We start from the raw sequence: 20565 nt of genomic DNA, 5'->3' as shown, positions 1-20565 counted from the left end.
GGGTCGACATCCCCCACGGTCAAAAGAGACTCTGCGCCGCCGCCGTCGCGGCCGATAGGATCGGCGTCCAGACCAGGAAGAAGAAGATCGAGAAGGCACCGGATACGGCCAGCACCGCACGCAACTCGCCGGCCATCGGCTCGAACCGATCACGCGGATCGTCGAACATCATGATCTTGATGATGCGCAGATAGTAGAAGGCCGCCACCGCCGAGGACAGGACGCCGATGATCGCCAGCGGCATCAGCCCCGCCTTCACCGCCGCCAGGAAGACGTAGAACTTGGCGAAGAAGCCCACCAGCGGCGGGATACCGGCCAGCGAGAACAGCAGCAGCGTGAACGCCGCCGCCATCCACGGCTTGGTGCGGACCAGGCCGGCGAGGTCGGAGATATCCTCCACCATGCCCTCGTCCGCACGGCGCATCCCCAGAATGCACGCGAAGGTGCCGAGCGTCGTGACCATGTAGATGGTCATGTAGACGACCACGCCGACGATGCCCTCCTGCGAGCCGGACGCCAGGCCGATCAGCGCATAGCCGATGTGACCGATGGACGAATAGGCCATCAGCCGCTTGATGTTGGTCTGCCCGATCGCCGCGAAGGCGCCCAGCACCATCGACATGATCGACAGGAAGATCAGGATCTGCTGCCACTCGATGAAGGCCGGGCCGAAGGCGCTCATCACCACGCGGGTGAAGAGCGCCATCGCGGCGACCTTCGGTGCGGCGGCGAGAAAGGCCGTCACCGGGCTCGGCGCGCCTTCGTAGACGTCCGGCGTCCACATGTGGAACGGCACGGCCGACACCTTGAAGGCGAGACCCGCCAGCACGAACACCAGGCCGAAGATCACGCCCAGCGACGTCCCCTCCTCGCCCAGCACCGCGGCGATGTCGGGGAAGACGGTGGCGCCGGTAAAGCCGTAGATCAGGCTGATGCCGTAGAGCAGCATGCCGGACGACAACGCGCCGAGGACGAAATATTTGAGGCCCGCCTCGGTGGACCGCGTGGAGTCGCGGTTGATGGCGACGACGCAGTAGATCGCCAGCGACTGCAACTCGAGGCCGAGATAGACGCCGATCATGTCGTTGGCCGAAATCATCAGCATCATGCCGACGGTCGACAGCAGGATCAGCACCGGGAACTCGAAGCGGCTGAAGGACTGGTGACGCGCATAACCGAGCGTCATCGCAATGCACACCGCCGCCGCGATGAGCGTCAATATCTTGAGATAGCGCGCGAACCCGTCGACCACGAAGGCGCCGTGGAAGGTCACCGTGCCGGTCGACGTCAGGCAGATGGCGATGATGCCGAAGATCATGAAGACGATCGTCATGATCGAGATGGTCGGCGCGGCGTCTTCGTCGGAGAAGGCGCCGGCCATCAGGAGCACGATCGCCGACACCGCCAGGATGATCTCTGGCAGCAGCGGGGCGAGCGCGGGAAGATCGATCTGGTTCATCATTCGCTCGCTTCGGTCTCGTGCGTCTCGCTCGTTGCGGCACCGTGACCCTCGGCGGCGCCTTCTTCGCCATGGTCGCCGGCCTCGCCGTGCGCGTCGGCGGTGCCGTGCGTTTCGGCCTCGCCGTGGCCTCCCCCCTCGGTCGCCATGCCGGCGGCCTCCAGACCGCGCGCGACCGCGTCGGCGGACGAGCCCGTCGCCAGAGTGAACTGCGAGGCGTCGATCTTGGGGCCGGCCGGGGCGCCGTTGGCCTCGGCGACGTGGCCCACCAACTCGTTGATGGACGCCTCGGTCACGTTCAGCACCGGGTTCGGCCAGACGCCGAACAGGATGGTGAGGAACACGAGCGGCACCATGATGAACTTCTCGCGCAGGTCGAGATCCAGCATGCGGCGCATGGATTCCTTTTCGAGCGGCCCCAGCACCACGCGGCGGTAGAGGTAGAGCGCGTACGCGGCCGACAGGATGACGCCGGTGGTGGCGACGACGGCCGTCACGACCGAGGTCTTGTAGGTGCCGATCATCGCCAGGAATTCACCCACGAAGCCCGACGTGCCCGGCAGGCCGACGTTGGCCATGGTGAATACCATGAACGCGGTCGCGTACAACGGCATGCGCTGGATGAGGCCGCCGTAGGCCGAGATCTCGCGCGTATGGGCCCGGTCGTACACAACGCCGACACACAGGAAGAGCGCGGCCGAGACGATGCCGTGCGACAGCATCAGGTAGACCGCGCCCTGGATACCCTGCGTGTTCATGGCGAAGATGCCCATGGTCACGAAGCCCATGTGGGCGACCGACGAGTAGGCGATCAGCTTCTTCATGTCCTTCTGCACCAGCGCCGTCAGCGAGGTGACGATGATGGCGATGCAGGAGAGCGTGAAGACCAGCCACGCGAGCTCGGCCGAGGCGATCGGGAACATCGGCAACGAGAAGCGCAGGAACCCGTACCCGCCCATCTTCAGGAGGATACCCGCCAGCAGCACCGAACCCGCGGTCGGCGCTTCGACGTGCGCGTCGGGGAGCCAGGTGTGCACCGGCCACATCGGCATCTTCACCGCGAACGAGGCGAAGAAGGCGAGCCACAGCCACGTCTGCATCCCGGCCGGGAAGTCGTGGAGCATCAGGTCGGGGATCGAGGTCGTGCCGGCGTCCCAGTACATCGCGATGATGGCCAGCAGCATGAGCAGCGAGCCGGTCAGCGTGTAGAGGAAGAACTTGAAGGAGGCGTAGATCTTCCGCGGACCGCCCCACACACCGATGATGATGAACATCGGGATGAGGCCACCTTCGAAGAAGATGTAGAAGATGACGATGTCGAGCGCGCAGAACACGCCGATCATCAGCATCTCGAGGATCAGGAACGCGACCATGTACTCGCGCACGCGGTCGGTGATCGCCTTCCACGAGGCCAGGATGCAGAACGGCATCAGGAACGCCGTCAGCACCACGAACGGCATCGAGATACCGTCCACGCCGAGGTGGTAGGAGATCAGGCCCGGGATCCAGTCCGCCTTCTCGACGAACTGCATGCCGCCGTCGGTGGGGTCGAAGGCGAACCACAGCCCCAGCGACAGGACGAAGTTGAAGATCGTCGTGATCAGCGCGACGCGGCGGATGTTCTCGAGCGCCGGCGCATCGTCCCCCCGCACGGCGAGGATGAAGACCACGCCCACCAGCGGCAGGAAGATGAGGATCGAGAGGAGCGGCCAGTCAGTCATCGGTCAGCCTCGGCCAGAACGAGAGGCGACGGGCGGATCATAGGTAGCCCCTGTCGAAAGCGATCATCACGGTCACGAACACGGCGATCCCGGTCAGCATGACGAAGGCGTAGTGGTAGAGGTAGCCGGTCTGGAAGCGGTGGGCGAGGACCGAGATGTCCTTCACCCGCGCGGCGATGCCGTCCGGACCGAACCCGTCGATCACGCGCGTGTCGTTCTGCCAGAAGATCCGACCCAGCCAGCGCACGGGCCGCACGAAGATGCGGTCGTACAGCTCGTCGATGTACCACTTGTTCAGGAAGAACTGGTGGAAGCCGGGCGCGGCCTCGACGAACCGCTTCGGCCATGTCGGCTTGAGGACGTAGAAGACCAGCGCGATCAGGAAGCCCAGCACCATCGCGACCGACGGCGAGAACACCACCCAGGCGGCCACCTCGTGCATCGCGTGCAGGACGTGGTTGCCGGCGGAGGCGAAGATCGCCCCGTTCCAGAAGTCGCCCGTCGGCACCGACTTGAAAGAGTCGGCGAAGACGTAGCCGGCGAGGAGCGCGCCGACCGACAGCACCGCCAGCGGGATCAGCATGACGAGACCCGATTCGTGGGCGTGCTTGAACGTGTCCGCCGAGGCCCGGGTCTGACCGTGAAAGGTCATGAAGAGGAGGCGCCAGGAGTAGAACGAGGTGAGCAGCGCCGCCCCGACCAGCATCCAGAAGCCGTACATGGCGAAGACGTTCTCGCCCACGAACGAGGCCTCGATGATGGCGTCCTTGGAGAAGTATCCGGCCGTCAGCGGGAAGCCGGTCAGCGCCAGGGAGCCGATCAGCATGGCGGCGTAGGTGTAGGGGATCTTCCGCCACAGGCCGCCCATGTTCCGCATGTCCTGCTCGTCGTGCATCGCGTGGATGACCGAGCCGGCGCCGAGGAACAGGAGCGCCTTGAAGAAGGCGTGCGTGAAGAGATGGAAGATGGCGATGCCGTAGGCCCCCACCCCCAGCGCGACGAACATGTAGCCGAGCTGCGAGCAGGTCGAGTAGGCGATGACGCGCTTGATGTCGTTCTGGGCGCAGCCGACGGTGGCGGCGAACATCGCCGTGGTCGCGCCGATGAAGGTCACGAAGCCGAGCGCGTGGGGCGCGAACTCGTAGAGCGGCGACATGCGCGCGACCATGAAGACGCCGGCCGTCACCATGGTGGCGGCGTGGATCAGCGCGGAGACCGGGGTCGGACCTTCCATCGCGTCCGGCAGCCAGGTGTGCAGGCCGAACTGAGCCGATTTGCCCATCGCGCCGACGAACAGGAGGAAGCAGGCGAGTTCCAGCGCGTTCAGCTCCATGCCGAGGAAGTCGAACGTCGTCTGGCTCATCGCCGGGCCGGCGCTGAACACGGCGTCGAGCTGCACCACGCCCGACAGCGCGAAGATGGTGAAGATGCCGAGGAGGAAGCCGAAATCGCCGACGCGGTTGACCACGAAGGCCTTGATCGCCGCCGCGTTGGCCGACGGCCGGTCCGACCAGAAGCCGATGAGAAGATAGGACGCGAGGCCCACGCCCTCCCAGCCGAAGAACATCTGCAAGAGGTTGTCGGCCGTCACGAGCATCAGCATCGCGAAGGTGAACAGCGACAGGTAGGCGAAGAACTTCGCCTTGGCCGGGTCGTGGCTCATGTAGCCGAAGGAGTAGAGGTGGACGAGCGCGGAGACCGTGCAGACCACCACCAGCATGACCGCGGTCAGCGTGTCGACGCGCAGCGCCCAGGCGATGTCGAGATCGCCAGAGATGATCCACTCCATCAGCATGATGCGCTCGGTCGGCGAGTCGCCGAAGCCCCAGGCGATGAAGATGATCCAGGCCAATACGGCCGAGACGAACAGGAACCCGGTGGTGACCACCTGAGCTGCGAGCGCCCCGACCTTGCGGCCGAACAGGAAGGCGAAGAGGAAGCCGAAGAGCGGCAGGAAGACGAGAAGTTGGACCACCGGGTCAGCCCTTCAGCGTGTCGATGTCTTCAACCGCGATGGAGCCACGGTTGCGGAAGAAGGCGACGAGGATGGCGAGGCCGATCGCGGCCTCCGCCGCCGCCACCGTGAGGACGAAGAGGGCGAACACCTGGCCGACCAGATCGTTGAGCTCCGCCGAAAAGGCGACGAAGTTGATGTTCACCGCCAGCAGGATCAGCTCGATCGACATCAAAATGACGATGACATTCTTTCTATTCAGAAAAATGCCAAACACTCCGATGACAAAAAGGATCGCCGAGACGGTCAGGTAATGTGAAATGTCTATCACAGTTGCAGCCCCCTGCCGGATGCGACGTCGCGCACCTCGATCGCCTCTTCGCGGGTCCGGTGGACCTGCTTGCCGATGTCCTGGCGCTTGGCGATCGCCTGGTGACGCAGGGTCAGGACGATGGCGCCCACCATCGCGACCAGCAGGATGAGCCCGCACACCTGGAAGTAGAACGCATAGCGCGTGTACAGCACGAGGCCGAGCGCCTCGGTGTTCGACACTTCGGAGGGGGGCGGGATCGGCAGGACGACCTGAGCGGCGACCGTGGGAGCCAGCGTGTAGGCGCCCAGGACGAAGATCAGCTCGACCAACAGAACCACGCCCACCAGCGCCCCGACGGGGAGGTACTGCATGAACCCCTGCCGCAGTTCGGCAAAGTCCACGTCGAGCATCATCACCACGAAGAGGAACAGGACGAGCACCGCGCCGACGTAGACGACCACGAGGATCAGCGCGAGGAATTCGGCCCCGGTCATCATGAAGATACCGGCACCATTGAGGAACGCGAGGATCAGGAACAGGACAGAGTGAACCGGATTTCGCGACGAGATGACCATCAAGGCCGAGGCCACCATGACCGCGGCAAAGAGGTAAAAAAACAGCGCAGCAATTGTCATGCAGTCTCTCGCGCGGCGCGGACGTGTCGAAGTGCGGCTCCAAGGGGAGCAGCAACCCCAAGCGGATATGCCCTCTTAGACCCTACTCGGTAGCGCGTCCACCGCCCCCGTCATGCCGATCCCATCTTCGCCGTCATCCCGCCGCCGCCAGAGTTACCTCAACCTCTGCGGGTGCCCCCTCGCGCAAAAGGCCCAGCCGCACCCGATCCCCCGCGCGGCGCCGATCGAGCGCGGCCCGCAGTGCCTCGGTTCCGCCCAACGTCTCCCCGTCGAGCGCCACGATGACGTCCCCCGGAACGATCTCGCCGCCGCGGGTCTGGCGCACAGGCCTCAGCCCAGCCTCGGCCGCCGGCGTCCCCGGATCGACCGACAGGATCAAGACGCCTTGCACGCCCTGGCGCGCCAGCAGCGCATCCGCCCGCGGATCGGAGACGACGCCCAGGACCGGCGGACGGTAGAGGCCGGAGGCGAGGATCTGCGGCACGACCCGGTTCACCGCATCGACCGGGACCGCGAAGCCGATGCCCGCGCTCGACCCGGAGGGGCTGAAAATCGCTGTGTTGACGCCGATCAGCCGGCCGGCACTGTCGATCAGCGGGCCTCCGGAGTTGCCGGGATTGATCGCCGCGTCGGTCTGGATGAGGCCGCGAATCACCCCGCCTTCGTCGTTCGGCAGCTCGCGGTCGAGCGCGGAGATGATCCCGGTCGTCAGCGTCCAGTCGAGTCCGAACGGGTTGCCGATGGCCAGCACCGACTGCCCCACCTTCAGGTCCGCGCTGGTGCCGATCGCCAGCGCCGGCAGGTCCGCCTCGCGCACGTCGATCTCGAGGACGGCGATGTCGTGCGTCGGATCGGTCCCCACCAGCGAAGCGTCGAACACGCGCCCGTCCGCCAGCCGCACCGAGGCCGACGAGGCGCCCTGGATGACGTGGTTGTTGGTGACGATGTGCCCCGCCTTGTCCCACACGAAGCCCGACCCGGTGCCGCGCGGCACGTCGTGGGCGTTGCGCGTCCAATAGTCGACCACGCGGCGCGAGGTGGAGATGGAGACGACACTGTCGCGCGCACGCTCGAAGACGGCGATCGTGCTGTTCTCCGCCGGGGCCAGCTCGCCGCGCGGCGTGACGATGCGCGGCTCGGCCACCGGTGCCCGCAGCGCCTGGCGCAAGGCCGGCCCCGCCTCATAGGCGAGGATCAGGAGTGCGGCCGCCAGCGCGAGGGCGAGCACACGGCGGCTGAAGGGATCATGGGGCATGGGTCGAGGTCAGCGGGTTGGTCGTCGCCTTGCAAGTGGGACCGCTCCGCCGCTTTGTCGACGGCGCCGCGGCGCCGCCCGCCAGCCCCGCGCCGGCTGCATGGCGGCGCCTCGCCACTGGCGCGACGCGGCGTCAGCCACCCTCCCCGCGCGGCCGTTCGCCGTCACGGCGGTCCCCGTCCCGGCGATCGTCGTGCCCGTGGTCCTCGGAATGCGCCCTCTCGCGCTTCACGTGGACCTCCTCCGACAGCGCCGTCGCGACCAGCCCCGTCGGCACCGCGATGACGCCGAGCGCCAGGATCAGCACCATCCCGGTGAAGATCCGCCCGCCGACGGTCACGGGATAGACGTCGCCGTAGCCGACCGTCGTCAGCGTCACGATCGCCCACCACAACGCATGTGGGATCGAGGCGAAGGCCTCCGGCTGGGCGTCATGCTCGAAATGGTAGATCGCCGTGGCGCACAGATAGAGGACGATGAGCGCGACGCCGGCGAACACCACCAGCTCGTCCGCCACCCGTCCCACCGCCCGCGCCAGCCGGTCGAACGCCCGCACATACCGCATCAGCTTGAAGAGCCGCAGGATGCGCAGCGCCCGCAGGGCCCGCAGCGAGCGCACGTCGTAGCCCAGCAGCAGCAGCGTCGGCAGCACCGACATGAGGTCGATCAGCCCCATGAAGGAGAAGACGTAGCGCAGCGGCCGCGGCGCCGACCACACGCGCAACACGTACTCGGCGCTGAAGAACAGGACGACCACCCACTCTTCGACGACGAGCGCCCTCGCCAGCCAACCCGGCAGGTCGGGCATCGTGGCGATGGCGATCGAGACGACCGACACGACGATCATCGCCTGGATCGCGAACGCCACCGTCCGGCCGAACGTCGGATCGTAGCCGTCGAGGATCGCCTGCGTGCGCCGGCGTGCCAGCTCGTGGCGACTGCGCGGCCGCTCGCCCTGCGCGCCGGGCGCCGGATGGCTGGGCCGCTCACCGCCCGGTGGCGCCGGCTGGAGCGCCGCCTCGTCCGCCGCGGGATCTGCGCGCGCCGCGGTCGCCCCGCGCGTCGGGCTCTCCCCGCGTGTCTCCGGGTCCGGTGGTGCCGTCAGTGCTGCCTCCCGCCGCTGCGTGCGTCGCCCGGTCGCAGCGGCGCCCCGGCCGCACGGGGCCGTCCCGCCGATCTATGGCCCACCATGCACGAATTGTGATGTCACAGGCCAGGAAAGGACGCGTGAACCGGGCCGTCGCCGTCCCGGCGGGGGGCCCTCCCCCTGCGACCGATGCGCCGCAGGGCAATTGCGCAATTTGTGTGCGGCCCCCTCCACCCCCATATGAAGCCAAAATGACCCCTCATCGAGGTGACAATGCGCTTCTTCCATTCCCTGAAGGCCGTCCTGGCCCTGGCCGTAATCGCCCTGAGCGTCTCGTTCGTGGCCGTCGATTACGCCGACGCCCGGCGCGGTGGCTCGTTCGGCAGCCGTGGTGCGCGCACCTACAGCCGCCCCGCGCCGACCACCACCGCTCCGTCGACGACGAGCCCCATCAATCGCTCGATGACCCCGCGCACCCAGGCGAGTCCCTCTTCGCAAGCCGCCCGCGGCGCCGCTCAGCAGGGCCGTCGCGGCATGTTCGGCGGTCTCGCCGGCGGCCTCCTGGGCGGTTTGATGCTCGGCGGCCTCATCGGCATGCTGATGGGCAACGGCCTGGGGGGAATGGCGGGCTTCCTCGGGCTGATCCTGCAGGTCGGCATCGCGATCCTGGTCGTCTCGCTCATCATGCGCTGGTTCCGTAGCCGCCAGCAGCCGTCCTTCGCCGGTTCCGGCGGCGGGACCCCGCGCGCCAGCGCCCCGCCCGAGCCCGACATGTCCCGCAACGCCTACGAGAGCGCCCCGATGGGCGCCTCAGCCGGCGCCGGGATGGGCAGCGGGACGGGCCACGACATGGGCACCGCCCCCACGGCTGCGGCCGGAGGCGACGAACTCGGCCTCACCGCCGAGGATTACGACGCGTTCGAGCAGCTCCTCGTCGAGGTGCAAGCCGCCTTCACCCGCGAGGACTATGCGGGCCTGCGCGAGCGCTGCACCCCGGAGATCGTGTCGTACCTTTCCGAAGAGTTGAGCCAGAATGCGGTCAGCGGCGTGAAGAACGACGTCGTCGACGTGAAGCTCCTGGAGGGCGACCTCGCCGAGTCCTGGCGCGAGGACGGCCGCGATTACGCCACCGTCGCCATGCGCTACGAGAGCATCGACGTGATGCGCGACCGCCAGACCGGAGAGATCCGCGAGGGCGATTCGGGCCCCACCGAGACCACCGAGATCTGGACGTTCGTGCGTCCGGCCGGGGGCCGCTGGCAGCTTTCGGCGATCCAGCAGCCGTAACTCCCGCCCCGTCTGCGGGGATCACATGGACGACAAATCGACGAAAGCGGCGCTCCGGCGCCGCTTTTTTTGTGCCCGCGTCTCGCCATGGCCGCCTCTTTGCAACAGTTTCATGACATATCGCGCCGGAAAAGGTGCACACCGTGCGGACACGAGAATGCCATTGCGCAATGAGTGCGCCTTTGCTATATAGATCGAACGTCGCGGGATGGTCCCGAGACGGAGTTGCGGTCGCCGCGACGCGCCGGCTCTACGCCGCCCCGCTGCGACCCCTGGTGATTGATGGAGGGCCTCATGTGGAAGTACTTGTTCCTCGCGAACTACGAGGGCCGCCTCGACCGGAGTTATGCCGACAACGGTTTCGAAGGCGCACGTCGCGCCAACCGCGCGCGTGAAGACGACGAACGGCGCGCCCACGCGTTCCGCAGCAACGGCGGCGGCCGCGCGGCTCACCCCCGCGCGCTGCACCTGGTGCGCGGGCCGGACGAGCTGCGCTGAAAGGGCGATGACGGGACGCGGGTCGCGCCGGCGCCGAACCGGCCGCCCCATCCCCCTTCGCAGGTGACACGGTCGGCCCGCGCGGCAGCGATGCCCGCGGGCCGTCTCGTCTTTGCCGCCGGCTTCAGCGCTTGCGGCAGCTGTACTGGATGATGGTCGTCGTGATCACCGAGCTGGTGCGCGTCTTCCAGGTCTCGCACTCGCCCTCGTTCGGGAAGCAGCCGACGAACGAGACCGGGATCGTGTTGCCCGCGATCCCTTCCGAATCGCCCGACACCCGCCCGATCCAGGGATAGTCCGGATGCGAGCGGCAGTCGGGTGCGCTGTCGCGAATGCGTTGGATGTCGGCGGGCGACAGCGCTTCCTGCGCCGCCGCCGGCCCCCAGATCATCAGCCCCGCCGCCAGGGCGAGGGCGACACGTCGTGCCGTCATGGCGGTTCCTCCCATCGATCGATGTGCCGTTCGGCAGATGCTCATGGGACCCCGTGTCGCGCGCCAGCTCAAGCCGGTGCGCAACACAATAAAATCATCTACGCCCCGAACACCCGCGCGAAGACGGTGTCGACATGGCGCAGATGCGCCGTCTCGTCGAAGGCGTGGGCCAGCGCTTCGCCCGACAGCGTCCCGGCGATGTCGGCGTCCGCCTCCACCAGCGCGCGGAAGGTCCCCTCGCCGGCGTGGGCCCGCATCGCGTTGCGCTGGACCCAGCGGTAGGCCTCCTCGCGCGCCACGCCCGCGACGGTGAGCGCGAGCAGCACCTGCTGCGAGTGGAAGAGCCCGCCCAGCTGCGCCAGGTTCTGCGCCATGCGGTCGGTCTTCACCACCAGCCCGTCGACCACGCCGGTCAGCCGCGCCAGCGCGAAGTCGAGCGTCACGGTCGCGTCCGGGCCGATCATCCGCTCCACCGAGGAATGGGAGATGTCCCGCTCGTGCCACAGCGCGACGTTCTCCATCGCGGGGAGCGCATAGGCGCGCACCATGCGGGCGAGGCCGGTGAGGTTCTCGGTCAGCACCGGGTTCTTCTTGTGCGGCATCGCCGAGGAGCCCTTCTGCCCCTTGCCGAAGGCCTCCTCCGCCTCGCCCACTTCGGTGCGCTGGAGGTGGCGGATCTCCGTCGCCAGCCGCTCCACCGAGGACGCCACCACGCCGAGCGTCGCGAAGAATGCCGCGTGCCGGTCGCGCGGGATCACCTGCGTCGAGATCGGCTCGACGGCGAGGCCCAGCTTGGCGGCGACGTGCGCCTCCACGCGCGGGTCGATGTGCGCGAAGGTGCCGACGGCGCCGGAGATGGCGCAGGTGGCGATCTCGGCGCGGGCGGCGACCAGGCGGGCGTGGTTGCGCTCGAACTCGGCGTAGGCCTGGGCGAGCTTGAGGCCGAAGGTGGTCGGTTCGGCATGGATGCCGTGGCTGCGGCCGATCGTGGGGGTGAGCTTGTGCTCGAGGGCGCGGCGCTCGAGGGCCGCCAGCAGCGCCTCGACATCGCTGATGAGGAGGTCGCTGGCGCGCATCAGTTGGACGGCGAGCGTCGTGTCGAGCACGTCCGAGGAGGTCATCCCCTGGTGCACGAAGCGCGCCTCCGGGCCGACGATCTCGGCCAGATGGGTCAGGAAGGCGATGACGTCGTGGCGCGTCTCGCGCTCGATCTCGTCGATCCGGTCGACGTCGAACGTGGCCGCGCCGCCGCGCTCGCGGATGATGCGCGCGGCCTCGGCGGGGATGGCGCCCAGCTCGGCCATCGCCTCGGCGGCCGCCGCCTCGATCTCGAACCAGATGCGGAATTTCGATTCCGGCGACCAGATGTTCGCCATCTCGGGGCGGCTATATCTCGGGATCATGGGTACTCCTTGTCCGCCCCCTGGCGGTGCGCAGCGATTTTGCCACCAAAAAGAGGGAATGCGCGCCGAGGACAAGGGCGTCGAGGGCATGGGCGCCAACTAACTGCACCGGGGCCGCCCCGGAATCTCCGGCCGCGGCACTTGCGCGCGGCCCCGCCCCCCGGCGCCACCGCGCGCATCGGCCGAAATCGGTCGCCTAAAAGAAATATCGGCCGACCCGCGCCCGGCCGAGCCGCAGGGATCGAGCGCCGCCACGCGGGTTTGCCGACAGGAATATGCCGCGTTCGACAATCTCTTGCGGCCCGATACTTCAGACCTGTAACGCGAACTTCGGCAGCATAATGCAGCTTCGGCGCCAGGTTGCCTGGAAATTTGCCTATGTTAAGATTTTGCCGCCGGTTTTTTCACGTTAGAGGCTTTCGTTCCCTTGCGCCGATGGCACAATGGTCGAACCGATGGCGAGGACGTAGATTTGCAACACCAGATCAGCCCTGTGGAAATTAACGACTGGCGATCGCGCCTACGCAGCTGTCTGACGGCCAGCGGCAAGACGCGCTCGCAGGTTTGTAGCGAAGCCGGCCTCAACCCGGCCTATCTCACGCAAATTCTGGAGCAAAAGGGCGCCACCCCGCGCATCGACAATCTCCAGAAGCTCGCCAATGTCCTGCAAACGACCGTCACCTACTTGGTCGATGGCGTGGACATGGGCCCCGAAGCGACCGAATGCCTGTCCCTCTATACGGCCATGACGCCGGAGCGGCGCAGCGCCGTGATGTGCATCATGCGAGACCTCGCCGCGCGCTCGACCGCGCTGGACGCCTAGCCCGCGCGCGTTGCGCCCCCTCTCGACCCGACCTCGCCACATGGTGAGGCCGGGGGCGCGAGCCGCAACGCCTTGACCGAATCCTCCCGGAGCGTGCATTCCCCTTGCGGAGGTCGGGACACGTCCGGTCCGATCGCAATGCAAAGGTTGGGTTGGCGTGGCAGGAGCGACTCTGGCAGAGACCCCCCTCGGCGCCGGTGTGATCCCCGCCAGGGCCGGCTTCGGATACATCCCTGGACTCGACGGGATTCGCGCCTTCTCGGTGCTCCTCGTGATCGTGGCCCACATGGGCGCCGGCGACCGCATCCCGGGCGGCTTCGGTGTGACGGTCTTCTTCTTCATCTCGGGCTTCCTGATCACCCGCCTTCTGCTCGCCGAGCGCGCGGCCACTCAGCGGATCCACCTGTGGCGCTTCTACGTCCGCCGCTTCCTGCGGTTGATGCCGGCCATGTGGTTGATGCTCGCCGGCTCCGCCATCGTCTACGCGCTCGTCCTGTCGACCTACCCGCGCTGGATCGACGTGTTCGCCGCCGTCACCTACTGGCAGAACTACCTCAACATCTACTACCAGGCCCACCACATCCCGGAGAACCTCAACTGGGGCCACCTGTGGTCCCTGGCGGTGGAAGAACACTTCTATCTCATCTTCCCGGCGATGCTGGCGGCGTTCGGCTTCGACTTGCGGCGTTTCATCATCGGCTGCCTCGTCGTCTGCGGCCTGTCCCTGCTCTGGCGCCTGACGACGTTCTACATCTTGGACTTCTTCCCGAAGTGGAACTACTACACGACCGACGCCCGCATCGAATCCATCCTCTGGGGCTGCCTCCTCTCGCTCATCCTCTTCGTCAGCCCGGAGCGGTTGCGCCGGCTGATCGGGGCGCTGCCGGTGGCGCTGGCCCTCGCCGTCCTCCTGGTCGGCTTCCTGTACCGGGACGAGGGCTTCCGCGAGACTCTGCGGTACACCTTGCAGGGCGGCGCGCTGTTCGTGCTCTTCCTCAATCTCTTCTTCTGGCCACGGCTGCGCTTCGCGGTGTCCATCCTCGAGATCTCGGTGTTGGCGTGGCTCGGCCGGATCAGCTACGGGCTCTACCTGTGGCACTGGCCGGCGATCGATGTCGTGGAGAAGCTCGGCCACCAGCCGGGCGAGCCGGCCCACATCATCGGCTCCATCGTCCTCACCTTGGTGCCGACGGTCCTCTCGTTCTACTTCGTCGAGAAGCCGATCCTGAGACTGCGCCGGCACTTCGGCAGTCACGCCACCCGCACGGCTCCCCCCACCCCATCGACGACGCCGGCGACGTGACCGCGCCCCCGCACGGCGGGCCCGCCGGCGCACCGAATGGCGTCGCCCGGCGGAAAGTTTCCGGCGCCGGCCTGTCGACGTCGGTGCGCCGGGGCATTATCGAATAGTCCGGGTGGCCGAATCGGTCACCCACTCAAGGCGGCGGTGCGGACCGGTCCGCAGGGCCTCGCCCACCACTTCGACGGAGACGCTTGGCTATGGACGCCGCCGCGCCACAAACGGTCGTGTGCATGAAGTGGGGCACCGTCTACGGGTCCGACTATGCCAACACGCTCTTCAACATGGTGCGGCGCCACACCGCGCGGCCCCTGCGCTTCGTCTGCTTCACCGACGATAGCACCGGCCTCGACCCCTCGATCGAGGCCATGCCGCTGCCGCCCATCGACCTGCCGCCCAGCCACATCAACAAGGCCTGGCGCAAGATCGCGCTGACGCAGGCCGGCGTCGGCGGCCTCGCCGGGCGCTTCCTCTTCCTCGACCTCGACGTCGTCATCACCGGCTCGATCGACGACTTCTTCGACTTCGCGCCGGAGGCCACCTACTGCGTGATCGAGAATTGGACGCAAAAGGGTTCGGGGATCGGCAACACCTCGGTCTTCCGGCTCACCGTCGGCGCCCACACTGAGGTCTACGAGACGCTGATGGCCGACCCTGCCGGGACCGTCGCGCGGCACCCCAACAGCCAGACCTTCAAGTCGCGCACCATCTCGTCGAAGACCTTCTGGCCCGCGCCCTGGTGCGTCTCCTTCAAGCACACGCTGATGCCGCCCTTTCCGCTCAACTACCTGCGCACGGCCCGCCTCAGCGCCGGCGCCAAGGTGGTCTGCTTCACCGGCTACCCCAACCCCGACCATGCGCGCGACGGGGTCTGGCCGGAGAAGACCTGGTACAAGCGCCTCCACAAGCACGTGCGCCCGGTGCCATGGATCGCTCAGCATTGGCAGTGACCCGCGTCATCGTCCTGACCGACGGGGTCGCCGGCCATGACCGCACCTCGGCCGGCATCCTCGCCGCGCTGGAGCACCACCACACGCTCGAGGCGCGCTGGATCCCGATGCGCGAGAAGCGGCCGATGTCGCGCCGGCTGCATCGTCTGGCGGCGGCCTTGCGCGCGCCCAAGCCGTGGATCGCCCGCAACGTCGACCTCGCCGAGCCGCTGCCCGAAAGCGCCGACATCGTCGTCTCGACCGGACCGTCGACGGCGGCCACCAACATCGCGGTCGCGCGGGCGATCGGCGCGCGCAACATCTACTGCGGCTTTCCCAAGCGCCCGCAGCTCGGTGTCACGGCGCTCTTGACCCCGGTGCCGACCAAGGCGCGCTGCGCCGTCTTCGCCCCGCGCCCGACCGATATCGACGCCGCCACGTTGCGCAGGCCCGTGCCCCTGCGCGAGCCGGGGCCGCACCGGATCGCGCTGCTGATGGGCGGCGATTCCAAGCACTACGCCTATACCGAGCGGGACATGCTGACCCTGGCGCGCGCGTTGGGCGAGATCCTCGCCGGGGAGCCCGAGTGGACGCTGGTCGCCTACGATTCGCGCCGCACCTCGACCAAACTGTTCGAGACCTTCGCCGACGCCCTGGGTGACGTCGGGGGCCGGGTGAAGATCGTGCGCTACGCCGAGGCCGGTCTCGCCTCCAACGCCGGAGCCTTCGAGTGCGACCTCATCCTCGTCACCGCCGACAGCCTGTCGATGGTGACGGAGGCGGTGGCCTCGGCCCGCCCGACCCTCGTCATCGCGCCGGACCTCTACACCGGTCCCCGCCGCGACATGAACGAGATCGAGGCGTTGCGGGCGCAGCGCCTCGTCGCGCGCGCATGCTTCGGGGAGCTGAGCGCGCGGGCGTTGCAGACCCCGCCCTCGCCGCCGGCACAATCGCGCCCCGCCGCCCTCAGCGCGCTGCTCCGGGCCCGCGGCCTCTGAGGGGGTCGCCACCGCGACGCACGGCGCCGACCGCAAGGCTGGGCCCGGCCTTGCCGGCGCCGCGATTGAGATTTCGTTCGGCTGCGCGGCGAATGCTCACACACCGTTGCGGCAGGAATAATCTGGCGCAATAGTCCACCGACCGTACGCCCTGGCGGTCGTGCCGAGCCCCGGCCTGGAGACACGCATGAGCGTTTCACGACAACTGATTCTGCTGCTGTTCCTCGCCGTCGCCGGTGGGCTGGGTTACATGATCTACCTCGAGCGTCCGAGCGGGACGGACAGCGCCGAGGGGGACGCCGCGCCGCGCCCCATCCGCGCCGCCGCCTCGGTCGAGGTCACGACCGCCGCGACCCGCGTCCTGGAACGCTCGGTCGAGGCTGTCGGCACCACCCAGGCCGTCCAGTCGGTCGACATCGTGCCGCTGACCTCCGGGCGCATCGTCGAGCTGAACATCGTCCCCGGCGCCGAAGTCGAGAAGGGCGACGTCATCGCCCGTCTCGACCCCGGCATCGAAGAGGCGACGCTCGCCGAGGCCGAGGCGACGCTCGCCGAACGCACCGCGGCGCTCGACCGCTCCAACACGCTGCGCCGCTCCAACGCGTCGACGGTCAGCCAGGCGACCCTCGAGACCCTGAAGGCCGAGCTTGCCGTCGCCGAGGCCGCCGTCCAGCGCGCCCGCCACTCCCTGCGCGACCGCACGATCGTCGCGCCCTTCTCCGGCGTTCTGGGGATCGGCGCGGTGGACCTCGGCGCCCGCGTCGAGACGTCCAACGTCTTGACCACGCTGGACGACCTCTCCCAGGTCGAGATCGAGTTCCGCCTGCCGGAGACGGTGTACGGCCAGATCCGCCCCGGCCAGCGCGTCGACGCGCAGAGCGCCGCCTTCCCCGGCCGCGTCTTCACCGGCCGCGTGGGCGCGATCGACAGCCGCATCGATCCGGTCAGCCGCGCCTTCCGGGTCGAGGCGACGCTCCCCAACGACGACCGCGTCCTGCCCGCCGGCATGTTCATGCGCCTCGACCTCGCGCTCGACGATCGCCACGCCGTGGTTGTCCCCGAGGAGGCGCTCCTCGTCCAGGGCGGCAACACCGAGATCTATGTGCTGAACGAGGACGTCGCTGAGCTGCGGCGCATCACCACCGGCCTGCGCCGCAACGGCATCGTCGAGGTGCTGGACGGCGTCTCGGCCGGCGAGGTGGTCGTCGCGCGCGGCATCCAGTCGGTGCGTGACGGCGGGGCGGTGAAGATCCTCGGCGAGCTGCCGATGCCTGGCAACTCCTCCGCCGTCGAGGCGCCGACCTCCCCCGCCGCCGCCGTCGCGCCGGACATACCCGCCCCCGCCGCCGTCACCGCGGGGAGCCCCACCTGATGCTCTCGGACCTCGCCATTCGCCGCCCGGTGTTGGCGGCGGTCGTCAGCCTCCTCATCATCGTCTTCGGCATCGGCGCCCTCACCGGCCTGCCGATCCGCGAACTGCCCGATATCGACACCGCCATCGTCACCGTGCGCACCAACTATACCGGCGGCGCGCCCGAGATCATCGACACCGACATCACCGAGATCCTGGAAGCCTCGATCTCGGGCATCTCCGGCATCAAGACGCTGTCCTCGCAGTCGCGCCGCGGCCGCTCCTCGATCACGGTCGAGTTCGAAGTCGGCCGCAACATCGACGAAGCCGCCAACGACGTGCGCGACGCCGTCGCCCGCGTGCGCGGCGACCTGCCGGACGACGTCGACGAGCCGCAGGTGGTCAAGTCCGACGCCGACGGCGACCCGGTGATGCGCCTCGCCGTCACCTCGACCCGCATGACGCCGGCCGAGATCACTGACTATGTCGACCGCTACGTCGTCGATCGGCTCGCCACCGTGCCCGGCGTCGCCTCGATCGACCTCTACGGCGACCGGCCGTTCGCGGTGCGAATCTGGCTCGACCGGCGGGCGATGGCCGCGCGCAACCTGACCGTGGCGGACGTGACGCAGGCGCTGCAACGGGCCAACGTGGAGCTACCCGCCGGCGAGATCGAATCGTCCGCCCGCCAGCTCATGGTCCGCCTCAACTCGCGCCTTCCGAGCGTCGAGGCGTTCGCCAACGTCACCGTCGACCGGGTCGAGGGCTACCCGATCCGCCTGTCCGACGTCGCGCGCGTGATCCCCGGCGTGTCGGACGATTCGACCATCGTGCGCTCCGACGGGCGGCCCGCCGTCGGTCTCTCGGTGATCCGCCAGAGCCAGTCCAACACGCTGGCGATCAGCCAGGGCATCCGCGCCGAAATCGACGCGTTGCAGGTGTCGCTGCCACGCGGCATGGAGATCTCCGTCGGATCCGACGACGCGATCTTCGTCGGCGCCTCGATCACCGAGGTGGTGACCGCGCTGGGCATCTCGCTCCTTCTGGTGGTGGCGGTGATCCTGGCCTTCCTGCGGTCCTGGCGGGCGACGCTGGTGCCGGCGATCACCATCCCCATCGCCCTCATCGGCACCTTCGTCCTCATCGGCGCGATGGGCTTTTCCATCAACGTCTTGACCCTCTTGGCGCTGCTCCTCGCCATCGGTCTCGTCGTCGACGATGCGATTGTGGTGCTGGAGAATATCCAGCGCCGGATCGACGACGGCGAATCGGTCCTCGTCGCCTCGGTGCTGGGCTCGCGGCAGGTAACGTTCGCGGTCATCGCCACGTCGCTCACGCTGATCGCGGTGTTCGTGCCGATCTCCTTCCTCGGCGGCCAGGTCGGCCGGCTCTTCACCGAGTTCGGCTTCGTCATGGCGAGCGCGGTGATGATCTCCACCTTCGTGGCGCTGACGGCGTGCCCGGCGCTCGCCTCCAAGGTGCTGCGGCGCGATTCGGGGTCCGGCTCCGGCGCCGGCGAGGGCCGCGTGTTGCGGACCTTCCGCCGCATCGTCAGCGCCGCCCTCGCCGCACCGCTCATCGTCTTGGCGATCGCGGTGGGCATCGCCGGCGTCGGCGCGGTGGTCTACGGCACCATCCCCTCCGAGTTGACCCCGCGGGAAGATCGCGGCGTCGCCTTCGTCCCGCTGACCGCCCCCGAGGGCGCCACCGTCACCTTCACCGACGAGGCCGCCCAGCAGGTCGAGACGATCGCCGAGCCGTTGCGCCAGTCCGGCGAGGTGGAGACGATCTTCACCTTCTCCGGCTCGTGGGGCCGCTCCAATCGCTCCTTCGTGGTCCTGCGCCTCGCCGACTGGGGCGAGCGCGACCTCTCCGCGCAAGAGATCGCGGCCAAGCTGCGCCCCGGAATGAGCCGCGTCACGGCGGCCAAGGGCTTCCCCATCACCCCGTCGGGCCTCGGCCTCAGGGGCAACCGCACGCCGCTGCAGGTCGTCGTCTCCGGGCCGGACTTCGAGAGCGTGAAGCAATGGGCGGCCAAGCTGCTGGAGGCGGCGCAGGCCAACCCGGACCTGCAGAACATGGAGATGGATTACGAGGAGAACCAGCCGCAGCTCTACATCTCCGTGGACCGCAAGCGCGCCGACGACCTCGGCGTCTCGGTCGAGACCATCGCCTCCTCGTTGCAGACCCTCCTCGCCTCGCGCGAGGTGACCAACTTCGTCGACCGTGGGCGCGAATACCCGGTCCTCCTCCAGGCGGAGCGGTCCGACCGTTCCTCCCCCTCCGACATCGACTTCATCTTCCTGCGCGCGGGCGACGGGACAAGCCTGGTGCCCCTGTCCAGTCTCGTCACCATCAAGGAAGGCTCCGCCGCCTCGGAGCTGCGCCGGTTCGACCGGCTGCCGTCGATCACCATCGAGGGCTCGGTGGGCGACGACTACACGCTGGGCGAGGCGATCGCCTACATGAAGGCCGAGGCCGCGCGGCTCCTGCCGCCGGAGGCGCGGATCAGCCTGTCCGGCCAGTCGCAGCAGTTCGAGGAGACTTCGTCGGGCGCGGCCTTCACCTTCGGCCTGGCGCTGCTCATCGTCTTCCTCGTCCTCGCCGCACAGTTCGAGAGCTTCGTCCACCCGCTGACGATCATGCTGACCGTGCCGCTGGGCGTCGCGGGGGCGGTCTTCTCGATGGCGATCGCGGGGCTGACGTTCAACATCTACAGCCAGATCGGCATCATCCTGCTCATCGGGCTGATGGCCAAGAACGGCATTCTCATCGTCGAGTTCGCCAACCAGCTGCGGGACGAGGGCATGTCGATCCGCCAGGCGGTGCTGGAGGCGACCGTGCTGCGCCTGCGCCCGATCGTCATGACGATCGTGTCCACGGTGCTGGGTGCGGTGCCGCTGGTGCTGGCATCCGGCGCGGGGGCGGAGAGCCGCATCGCCATCGGCACCGTGATCGTCGGCGGCCTCGTCGTCTCCGGCTTGCTGACCCTGGTGGTGACGCCGGTGCTCTACGATCTCCTCGCCCGCCTCACGACGCCGCGCTCGGCCGTGGAGCGCACGCTGGAGGCCGAGCTCGCCCACATCAAAAAGCCCGCCGAGCTGCCGGCCGAGTAGCCC

At 68.2% G+C, this 20565-nt stretch carries 17 protein-coding genes; 8 read left to right on the top strand and 9 right to left on the bottom strand.

The genetic code is table 11. The annotated features are described in order from the left end of the window. Positions 1-19: 19 nt before the first annotated feature. The 7 genes from nuoN to MRB58_RS20660 all read right to left on the bottom strand — a co-directional run bounded on the left by nuoN (position 20) and on the right by MRB58_RS20660 (position 8205). Positions 20-1462, bottom strand: a complete 1443-nt coding sequence (gene nuoN / locus MRB58_RS20690; RefSeq protein ID WP_244778972.1) for an NADH-quinone oxidoreductase subunit NuoN — start codon at positions 1460-1462, stop codon at positions 20-22. Continuing rightward, positions 1459-3180 carry an NADH-quinone oxidoreductase subunit M gene (locus MRB58_RS20685; RefSeq protein WP_244778971.1) on the bottom strand — a complete coding sequence of 574 codons (1722 nt, stop codon included), beginning with the start codon at positions 3178-3180 and terminating at the stop codon, positions 1459-1461. Before MRB58_RS20685 ends, nuoN begins: the two co-directional genes overlap by 4 nt. Positions 3181-3217: 37 nt before the next feature. Further along, positions 3218-5155, bottom strand: coding sequence for an NADH-quinone oxidoreductase subunit L (gene nuoL, locus MRB58_RS20680; RefSeq protein WP_244778970.1), 1938 nt, complete (start codon positions 5153-5155; stop codon positions 3218-3220). 4 nt (positions 5156-5159) lie between these two features. Next, on the bottom strand, positions 5160-5465 hold the full coding sequence (nuoK, locus tag MRB58_RS20675) for an NADH-quinone oxidoreductase subunit NuoK (RefSeq protein WP_244778969.1): 306 nt from the start codon (positions 5463-5465) through the stop codon (positions 5160-5162). Beyond that, positions 5462-6082, bottom strand: coding sequence for an NADH-quinone oxidoreductase subunit J (locus MRB58_RS20670; RefSeq protein WP_244778968.1), 621 nt, complete (start codon positions 6080-6082; stop codon positions 5462-5464). Before MRB58_RS20670 ends, nuoK begins: the two co-directional genes overlap by 4 nt. A gap of 133 nt (positions 6083-6215) precedes the next feature. After that, entirely contained in the window at positions 6216-7337 is a 1122-nt protein-coding gene (locus MRB58_RS20665; protein ID WP_244778967.1) for a S1C family serine protease, read from the bottom strand. Positions 7338-7470: 133 nt separating this feature from the next. Further along, on the bottom strand, positions 7471-8205 hold the full coding sequence (locus MRB58_RS20660) for an ion transporter (RefSeq protein ID WP_244778966.1): 735 nt from the start codon (positions 8203-8205) through the stop codon (positions 7471-7473). Positions 8206-8697: 492 nt separating this feature from the next. Here MRB58_RS20660 and MRB58_RS20655 point away from each other — a divergent pair, with 492 nt between their 5' ends. Next, a complete protein-coding gene (locus tag MRB58_RS20655; RefSeq protein WP_244778965.1) occupies positions 8698-9711 on the top strand; it encodes a Tim44 domain-containing protein in 1014 nt (337 codons plus the stop codon). Between the two features lie 294 nt (positions 9712-10005). Then, on the top strand, positions 10006-10209 hold the full coding sequence (locus tag MRB58_RS20650; protein WP_244778964.1) for a hypothetical protein: 204 nt from the start codon (positions 10006-10008) through the stop codon (positions 10207-10209). Between the two features lie 124 nt (positions 10210-10333). Here MRB58_RS20650 and MRB58_RS20645 read toward each other — a convergent pair whose 3' ends face one another. Next, a complete protein-coding gene (locus MRB58_RS20645; RefSeq protein WP_244778963.1) occupies positions 10334-10642 on the bottom strand; it encodes a hypothetical protein in 309 nt (102 codons plus the stop codon). Between the two features lie 98 nt (positions 10643-10740). Further along, on the bottom strand, positions 10741-12045 hold the full coding sequence (gene purB, locus MRB58_RS20640) for an adenylosuccinate lyase (protein ID WP_244778962.1): 1305 nt from the start codon (positions 12043-12045) through the stop codon (positions 10741-10743). A gap of 472 nt (positions 12046-12517) precedes the next feature. Between purB and MRB58_RS20635 the strand changes: the two genes are divergently transcribed. The 6 genes from MRB58_RS20635 to MRB58_RS20610 all read left to right on the top strand — a co-directional run bounded on the left by MRB58_RS20635 (position 12518) and on the right by MRB58_RS20610 (position 20562). Then, positions 12518-12868 carry a helix-turn-helix domain-containing protein gene (locus tag MRB58_RS20635; protein WP_244778961.1) on the top strand — a complete coding sequence of 117 codons (351 nt, stop codon included), beginning with the start codon at positions 12518-12520 and terminating at the stop codon, positions 12866-12868. 157 nt (positions 12869-13025) lie between these two features. Beyond that, positions 13026-14171 (top strand): acyltransferase, encoded by a 1146-nt coding sequence (locus MRB58_RS20630; RefSeq protein WP_244778960.1) that lies wholly within the window; start codon positions 13026-13028, stop codon positions 14169-14171. Positions 14172-14368: 197 nt separating this feature from the next. After that, positions 14369-15118 (top strand): hypothetical protein, encoded by a 750-nt coding sequence (locus MRB58_RS20625; protein WP_244778959.1) that lies wholly within the window; start codon positions 14369-14371, stop codon positions 15116-15118. Next, a complete protein-coding gene (locus MRB58_RS20620) occupies positions 15115-16095 on the top strand; it encodes an ELM1/GtrOC1 family putative glycosyltransferase (RefSeq protein WP_244782065.1) in 981 nt (326 codons plus the stop codon). The genes MRB58_RS20625 and MRB58_RS20620 overlap by 4 nt, the downstream gene beginning before the upstream one ends. Positions 16096-16282: 187 nt before the next feature. Further along, positions 16283-17467, top strand: coding sequence for an efflux RND transporter periplasmic adaptor subunit (locus tag MRB58_RS20615; RefSeq protein WP_244778958.1), 1185 nt, complete (start codon positions 16283-16285; stop codon positions 17465-17467). Further along, a complete protein-coding gene (locus MRB58_RS20610) occupies positions 17467-20562 on the top strand; it encodes an efflux RND transporter permease subunit (RefSeq protein ID WP_244778957.1) in 3096 nt (1031 codons plus the stop codon). Before MRB58_RS20615 ends, MRB58_RS20610 begins: the two co-directional genes overlap by 1 nt. Positions 20563-20565 lie beyond the last annotated feature (3 nt).

It is taken from the genome of Acuticoccus sp. I52.16.1, from assembly GCF_022865125.1.
In the GTDB taxonomy this organism is placed as follows: Bacteria; Pseudomonadota; Alphaproteobacteria; order Rhizobiales; family Amorphaceae; genus Acuticoccus.
The sequence above is the reverse complement of the archived record's forward strand: the minus strand, read 5'-3'. Positions and strand labels throughout refer to the sequence as shown.

Excerpts from the sequence above, each read along its gene's own strand:
- nuoN (WP_244778972.1), bottom strand. The coding sequence starts at position 1,462 with ATGATGAACCAGATCGATCTTCCCGCGCTCGCCCCGCTGCTGCCAGAG.
- MRB58_RS20685 (WP_244778971.1), bottom strand. The coding sequence starts at position 3,180 with ATGACTGACTGGCCGCTCCTCTCGATCCTCATCTTCCTGCCGCTGGTG.
- MRB58_RS20670 (WP_244778968.1), bottom strand. The coding sequence starts at position 6,082 with ATGACAATTGCTGCGCTGTTTTTTTACCTCTTTGCCGCGGTCATGGTG.
- MRB58_RS20665 (WP_244778967.1), bottom strand. The coding sequence starts at position 7,337 with ATGCCCCATGATCCCTTCAGCCGCCGTGTGCTCGCCCTCGCGCTGGCG.
- MRB58_RS20655 (WP_244778965.1), top strand. The coding sequence starts at position 8,698 with ATGCGCTTCTTCCATTCCCTGAAGGCCGTCCTGGCCCTGGCCGTAATC.
- MRB58_RS20650 (WP_244778964.1), top strand. The coding sequence starts at position 10,006 with ATGTGGAAGTACTTGTTCCTCGCGAACTACGAGGGCCGCCTCGACCGG.
- MRB58_RS20645 (WP_244778963.1), bottom strand. The coding sequence starts at position 10,642 with ATGACGGCACGACGTGTCGCCCTCGCCCTGGCGGCGGGGCTGATGATC.
- purB (WP_244778962.1), bottom strand. The coding sequence starts at position 12,045 with ATGATCCCGAGATATAGCCGCCCCGAGATGGCGAACATCTGGTCGCCG.
- MRB58_RS20625 (WP_244778959.1), top strand. The coding sequence starts at position 14,369 with ATGGACGCCGCCGCGCCACAAACGGTCGTGTGCATGAAGTGGGGCACC.
- MRB58_RS20615 (WP_244778958.1), top strand. The coding sequence starts at position 16,283 with ATGAGCGTTTCACGACAACTGATTCTGCTGCTGTTCCTCGCCGTCGCC.
- MRB58_RS20610 (WP_244778957.1), top strand. The coding sequence starts at position 17,467 with ATGCTCTCGGACCTCGCCATTCGCCGCCCGGTGTTGGCGGCGGTCGTC.